Source organism: Nostoc sp., from assembly GCF_036917455.1.
Classification (GTDB): domain Bacteria; phylum Cyanobacteriota; class Cyanobacteriia; order Cyanobacteriales; family Nostocaceae; genus Nostoc.
Window position 1 is genome coordinate 1 of record NZ_JBALDK010000256.1, and the last position, 7,259, is coordinate 7,259.

The 7,259-nt window shown below is 44.0% G+C and carries 6 protein-coding genes; 3 read left to right on the forward strand and 3 right to left on the reverse strand.

The window, feature by feature from the left end; all coding sequences use genetic code 11:
- Positions 1–96: 96 nt before the first annotated feature.
- A complete protein-coding gene (locus V7K42_RS27875; protein WP_334920830.1) occupies positions 97–525 on the forward strand; it encodes an anthrone oxygenase family protein in 429 nt (142 codons plus the stop codon).
- Positions 526–565: 40 nt separating this feature from the next.
- Here V7K42_RS27875 and V7K42_RS27880 read toward each other — a convergent pair whose 3' ends face one another.
- Complete coding sequence (locus tag V7K42_RS27880) at positions 566–1,177, reverse strand: HEAT repeat domain-containing protein (protein WP_334920832.1); 612 nt, start codon at positions 1,175–1,177, stop codon at positions 566–568.
- Positions 1,178–1,239: 62 nt separating this feature from the next.
- Positions 1,240–3,213 (reverse strand): eCIS core domain-containing protein, encoded by a 1,974-nt coding sequence (locus V7K42_RS27885; protein ID WP_334920834.1) that lies wholly within the window; start codon positions 3,211–3,213, stop codon positions 1,240–1,242.
- Between the two features lie 307 nt (positions 3,214–3,520).
- Between V7K42_RS27885 and V7K42_RS27890 the strand changes: the two genes are divergently transcribed.
- Positions 3,521–4,306 (forward strand): HAD family hydrolase, encoded by a 786-nt coding sequence (locus V7K42_RS27890; RefSeq protein ID WP_334920836.1) that lies wholly within the window; start codon positions 3,521–3,523, stop codon positions 4,304–4,306.
- A 529-nt stretch (positions 4,307–4,835) separates the two neighbouring features.
- Entirely contained in the window at positions 4,836–6,011 is a 1,176-nt protein-coding gene (locus tag V7K42_RS27895; protein WP_334920838.1) for a DNA double-strand break repair nuclease NurA, read from the forward strand.
- 208 nt (positions 6,012–6,219) lie between these two features.
- Here the strand turns inward: V7K42_RS27895 and nadC are convergent, their stop codons facing one another.
- Positions 6,220–7,086 carry a carboxylating nicotinate-nucleotide diphosphorylase gene (gene nadC, locus V7K42_RS27900; RefSeq protein ID WP_334920840.1) on the reverse strand — a complete coding sequence of 289 codons (867 nt, stop codon included), beginning with the start codon at positions 7,084–7,086 and terminating at the stop codon, positions 6,220–6,222.
- Between the last annotated feature and the right edge of the window lie 173 nt (positions 7,087–7,259).

Here is a 7,259-nt window from a genome sequence, read left to right on the forward strand (position 1 = left end):
CCGTAGGCGAGGCAGTTTTCATCCATGCCCCTTAATTTACCATCTATGTGTACTTAAAAGACTTGGTAACACTTTCAATCCTGTGAACTACTACTAATGAACGCCCTTGCTGGACTGAAACCACCCCAAGGCATTGCTGCCATGCAATCCATTAATATCACGGTAATCAATCCATTTTTTATGACAGCGTTCTTGGGAACGGCTGCGGCTTGTATATTTTTTTTAATCTCCTTGCTCTTAAAGTGGCATCAACCTGGTGCTGCCTACTTGCTCCTAGGTAGCTTACTCTACCTCGTTGGCACATTAGGCGTGACAATAGTGTTCAATGTGCCGCTCAACGAAGCCCTGGCAAGAGTCGAGCCGGACAGTACTGAGGGTGCAAATCTATGGTCTAGCTACTTGACCAACTGGACAATCTGGAATCATATTCGGACGGTAGCAGCACTAGCAGCAGCAACATCACTCACCATCGCGCTTTGTTTGGGTTCAAGAATCGTAGATGGACTCGATAACACGGTTAGGTAACTCCGCTACCAATGGGTAGTTTTTTGTGACGAATTACGAATTATTTGGTCAACCATTCCTGCCATTGTTGAGCAGCTTTATCACGTTCTGCCTTTGAACCTGCGGGATTGTAACTTCCCAAACTTTGCCACAATTGATTCCAGTCGTGCCCTTGGGGTAGCTTACTCACCACAGCTTTAACAATCAAAAAAGCTCGCTCACGAGTTAGATCGTTCGGTGCTTGCAAAAGAGGAATTACCAGAGGTAAAACTTCTTTCCCTTCTCGCATTAGTGGATACATCGAAGCTGTGTAAGGATTGTGCAGGATGTCAGGGTAATCATCAAGGGTAGCGACCAAAGCCGGCAATGAGCGTTTATCCCCTAATTGGTGTAAAGCAGTGGCAGCACGGGCACGTACTTCTGGATTAGTGTCATGGGTAGCTTGGAACAAAGCATCAGCACTAGCGGGGTCGGCAATTTCACTCAATCCCTCGGCTGCAAGCCTACGGGTACGGGAGTTGGGATTAGTCAAGGCTTCCAACAAAACCGGGGTAGCTTGTTTGCCTAAACGGATCAATTCACCCAAGGCTAAACCGCTAGTGTCTTGATCTGTAGAGTAGAGCCGGGCTTTGATCTGCTCCATAGGTGTTGCAGTCGCGTCTTGATTATTCATGTACAAATTTCCTCCAATGACCAGTATTACAACGATCGCGAATGTTCCTATCGTTCTCAAGATCACGGTGTCGCTCCTGTGCCTGCTGGTGCTGCTGCTGGCACATGCTCAAAGCTCAAAACGACCCGGCGATTACTCCGACGATTTGCTTCTTTATCTTGGTTAGTAGTGGCATCAGGGGTAAAGTCTTCGGTTGAACCAGAGCCGATAGTAACAGCACTAATCTGAGCTTCAGCTACACCCTTAGCACGCAGGGCTGCTCCGACTGCCTGCGCTCTGCGTAAAGATAGATCCAGGTTGTGCTGTGATGCACCACCGCGCCTGTCAGCGAAGCCTTCAGGAGTTACTTTGACATCAGGGAACCGCCGCAGGTAATCCAAGAATGTATCGATTTTGCCTGTTTCACTGGAACTCAATTGATCGTTGTCGAAATCAAAGTAAAAAATGACTGGTTCATGTACGTAAAAATCTCGATGTTTCTCTAGAGCTGCATCGAAAGTGGCAGATTGCCCATCTTGTGCCGACGCGCGATCGTTCTCAACTTTGCCAGCACGAATTTGAAAGCCCCAATGAAGCGCTCCGTAAGTTGTCATGGTGTCTTCTCCCTTAGCCACGGTTTGGAAGTCGAAGTTGAACTCACCAGCTCCTCCAGGAGCATCGGTTAGTTCTGCTGCTTTGATATCGGTGGGGTCATCGGAGCGTTTGTAACCGATAGTTGCTCCGCTTGCACCACTAGAAGAAGGTCGTGAAAGTCCAGGGGTTGTGGGATTAGGTTGCGCTGGGTCGTTACCAAAGGGATACTGAGCAGGTAATGCACTTCCGGCTGGCGCATTAGTTCCTGTGCCACCGTGAGCAGGTGCATCATTATGCAATACATCAGTGAAATATCCGCCCTCAACTCCCGTAGTGGCATCAGCAGTGGTGCGGAGGCTAGCACCACGAGCAGCAGGTAAAGACTGAGGTTCGACATTTGTACCTGTAGCATTTGTCAAACGTACAATCTGAATCAGTCCAATTTGGTTAGAGTAGGGAGCAGTGGTTTTAGGTTTAAAACGAATAGTAATTGGTAAACTCGCCCCGTTTGGTGTGGCATTTACTTCAAAAACACCGTGTGTTAAGTCGTATGTGGGGTTAATTGCCCGTTGAATTAATTTTCTCTGGGCTGTACCTGTCTGCTGAACCACATGAGTCAGTTCATGGGCGGTTAAGGCATCATTACCTGGTGACTTGCCTGCACCAAAGAAAATGTTTTGCTGGTGCGTAAATGCCTGAGCATTTAAATCTTGATTCATCTGCACCGCTTGCGTGCCTGTATGTACCCGTACTTGACTAAAATCTGTGCCAAAACGGGGTTCCATAAAGGAGCGCACCGCATTTGGTAACGGGCTTCCTCCGCCTTCACTACTGTTTAGCCGACTCTCAAAGTTTTCCCCAGTTTGGAAGCTATCATTGGTAGCGAGTTGTAGCGATCGCTTGGTTTGTATTTCTTCCTCTGGTAAAGTCTCTCTTTGGATAGATGCATTCAGAAGTTTAGTTTGTAACTCCTCTTCCTCTTCTGGCATCGTCTCCCGTTGCACTAAGGGAGTTATGGCAGCTGCTAGAGGCTTAGTTTGCACTTGGTCTTGAGTCTGTATATCCTCTAAACTCATCGGTGCTGGTTCAGCCATTCGCATAATCCGATCGGCAACTTTATCGGCTTCTTGCTCATAACGATCGTTTGGCGCACCTACCGTGAGTTTTGCCTGGGGACGATGCAAGGATATACGCCTAATGTCATGACTAAGGGGCTGTTGTTTGATGGCTTCTGGTTCCAAGAATTGCTCATCAACAGACTGCGCTTCTTGAAGGTCTGTTGGTGTCTCAGTTAGTTTTTGGATTGGAGGATTATTCGTTTGTAAACCAAACCCACGCGTTGGAGAAGCCAGTGTGGAAATAGTTGATGAGGCAAGAGACGGATTTATAAAACTGGATATACCTGCTTTCTGGCGCTGAACTATGCTCAGACGCGTAGAAGCTTGTCGTCCGTCATTGCTCATATCACCCTTCCTTCACTTATGGCTAAACCAAGGTATATTGATAACATCTATCATACAATTTGTCTAATTGCGATCGCTATCGACTTAAGTGGAAACTATTCTGTAATGCGATCGCATATTTAGCTTCAGTGGGGGTCTTAAACCTTGCGATCGGCCTGATTGATGTTTAGTATTTTCCTGTCTTATCCCAACTGCCAATCAGTGACTTTACCTTATTTAGCGCGTCTATTATAAAAGACTCACAAAAATTACTGCATGATTTAAAATTGTCAGGTAAGCTGACAACAGCAGTTTCATCCTCAAAACAATGACCGCAAGTAGTCCCACAATTTTAGCCCTAGACTTTGATGGAGTGATTTGCGATGGACTAATTGAATATTTTGAGGTAGCGTGGCGCACCTATTGTGATATTTGGTCGCCAACTAACGACACACCACCAGATGATTTAGCTTTAAGATTCTACCGCCTGCGACCTGTAATTGAAACAGGCTGGGAAATGCCCGTTTTAATCAAAGCGCTGGTAGATGAAATTCCTGATGATAAAATTCTTCATGAATGGTTAACCATTGCCCCAAAACTTTTGTTAAATCACAAGCTACAAGCCAGAGAAATTGCTGCGAAACTAGATAACCAACGGGATAAATGGATTACCACCGATTTAGACGGTTGGCTAAGTCTGCATAAATTTTATCCGGGTGTAGTAGAAAAACTCAAATTAACTCTTGACAGTGGAGTTAAGTTATACATTGTGACAACTAAAGAAGGGCGTTTTGTACAAGAGTTACTCAAACAGCAAGGAGTGAATTTACCGACAGCAGCAATTTTTGGTAAAGAAGTCAAGCGTCCCAAATACGAAATTCTGCGAGAACTAAAGCAGGAAGCAGAAAACAAGTCAGTTAGTCTTTGGTTTGTAGAAGATAGACTTAAGACATTGGAGTTAGTCCAACAGCAAACAGACCTTGAAGAGGTGAAACTGTTCCTTGCAGACTGGGGCTATAATACCCAGGTAGAAAGAGAAGCTACCCAAAACGAGCCGCGAATTCAGTTGTTATCACTGTTTCAGTTTGCCAAAGATTTTTCTGCTTGGTTTTAATATATAAATTATGCTGCAATAATCTCTTAATGGCTTCACCCTCAAAGGGCAATACAGTTCAGTTAGGGCTAAAACTCTTTGCCAAAGTCAATTATTTTAACGTAGACGCAAAGCGGCTTGCCGCAGGCTAACGCAAAGAATACAAAGAGAATACATAAATGCTTAACTCAACCGTATTCCCTCAAAGGGCTAATCGTTGCCTAGATATAGCAATAGCCTTGGTGGTTAGGACATCAACAGATGATGAAATTTAGACACAAAAAGACTTTTCACCCAGTCCCTAGTCCCTTGCTATATTTATAGCAGTCAAATTGTTGCCCTTAATAACATCCCGCCGAAACTTAAGTTCCTGGCTCATCGCTCAAGTGTACTAAAATGACTCTACTTAATCCTTTTTAGAGAATCAAAGGGCTTTAGTTATTAACCCTGAAATTTATTTCAAGGCGGAATGTTAACGAAGCAAGAGATTTATAAAGATATAGGTAAATACTAAGAAAGTAGAAAAACTCCTAACTCCTAACTTACCTTTATGCTCGATCTAACAAAACTGGCGCGACAAATGCAAGGCTTAAGTCAGCATCTTACTTTAGAAGCTACTGCCAGTCGCCAGCGTTTAGAATTGGCGCAACAACATCTAAAAAATGCTTATGAGTCTCAACAAGATTTAATCGATCGCCAGGAAAAATGGCGCGATCGCATTCTCTTTGCTAATGCTACCCCAATTGAGCCGTTAGAAACCTGCATCAATATCCCAGTTCCGCCAAAAATTCATACTGTCATCGCTACCGATGGTTCCCAAATTGCCCCCAACCATCACGAAATTGCTTACTGTTATCTCTTAAATATTGGCAGAGTCGTCTTACACTACGGACAAAACCGCCATCCGCTACTCGATAGTTTGCCAGAAGTATTTTATCGCCCAGAAGATTTATATATGTCTCGACAGTGGGGAATTAGAACCGAGGAATGGATGAGTTTTCGCCGCACTGCTTCCGAAGCAACGGTTTTGGCAGAACTTGCATGTGCAGCTAAAGGGGAAGCACCAGCATTGGCGATGGTAGATGGTTCGTTAATTTACTGGTTTTTAGAACAGTTACCGATAGATGCACGCGATCGCATTTTACCCCCCATCCTAGAAGCTTGGCAGCAAATGCGTGATGCTCAAATTCCTCTGATGGGTTATCTCAGCGCTTCTCGCAGCATCGAAACAATGAACTTTTTAAGATTATTGGCTTGTCCCCATCCAGTGCCAGACTGTAAAACTTATTGCCCAAATCAGCTAGAAAAAGTAGCTTGTAAAATTTTTGAACAGTTACGAGATACTTCAGTTTGGGCAACCCGACTCAAACCAGGACAACGCAGCACTCTTTGGCGGAGTAATTCCCCGATTCTTGAACTCTACGGCGATCAAACCATTTATTTTTGCTATGTTCACGTTGGCACTGAAATCGCCCGAATCGAAGTTCCAGTATGGGTAGCGGAGAATGTAACTATGTTAGACCAAGCATTGGGACTGATGCTAGCACAAGTGCAAAAAGGATATGGCTACCCTGTAGCGATCGCCGAAGCGCATAATCAAGCAGTGGTAAAAGGTGGCGATCGAGCACGTTTCTTTGCCCTCCTCGAACAACAAATGATTAAAGCTGGTTTAAAAAATGTTGGAACTTCCTACAAAGAAGCCAGAAAGCGTGGGAGTATTGCTTAGGAACTCCTAAGTTAAGTAAATTAAGTCTTTCGGAAAAAACTTTATTTTTATAGATTTTGATCGATATTAGAATTAGTCACATTAGGGATTGTAGCGACCATAGCAACTTCAACAGTCTGGTAAGTATAAATAGATTATATTTAGTAAAATTTAAACCTTCTAAAACCTAATACTATACCACCTTTACAGTGAGGTGATTCGCCTTCTTCTAAAGTACAATCCTCATACTCAAATCCAACCACTTCGATTGAGTAATTGGCGCGCTACTAGAAATATAGTCCACCCCTGTCTCTGCCACACCGCGAATCGTTTCTAAAGTCACATTCCCTGAAGCTTCAATTTTCACCCCATTATCCTGCTGACGAATCAACTCTACCGCCTGACTCATCATATCCAAGGGCATATTGTCCAACATAATAATGTCAGCCTTGTGCTTCAAAGCTTCTTTGACCTGCTCTAAACTCTCCGTCTCTACCTCTATAGTCAAGGGATAAGGAATCTGAGAACGAATACGGGTAACAGCTTCTCCAATCCCCCCAGCAGCCGCAATGTGATTATCCTTAATCATTACCGCATCATCTAACCCCATACGGTGATTAGTCGCACCACCCAAAGCAGTTGCATACTTTTCCAATATTCTCAGCCCTGGTGTAGTTTTACGCGTATCCACCAACTGAGCAGGTAAATCAGCAATTTTCTCTACATATATATTAGTAAGCGTAGCAATCCCACTCAATCGCATAGCCAAATTGAGCGCTACTCGTTCCCCCATTAGCAACGCATCCAGCGAACCAGAAATTTCAGCTACTACCTGTCCATGCTCACACCATGCACCTTCATCTGCCACTGCCGTAAAGCTAACTTTTTCATTCAAAATCTGAAATACTCTAGCTGCAACTGGTAAGCCAGCAATTATACCTGAAGCTTTAGCTATCCATAAAGCCTTGCCTAGCGTCACATCTTCTACTAGTAGTGTATTTGTTGTGCGATCGCCCCTGCCAATATCCTCCAACAACCAACTACGCAAAAGAGGATCTAAAACCAGCCAAGGAGGTAAAACAGCAAAACTGCTCACAAACTTATTGCTTCCTTAATAACTTCCAGGAATACCATAGCTTAAAAGTCTTACAGTCTAAGACTTAGAGGGCGATGAAAAAGCTCTCCAAAAAAATTTTGGAGAAAATAGTTGACACAATGAAGTAGGTTCGTTATATTGAATAAGTGCCGGAAGCGGAGAGCTTAACAGCG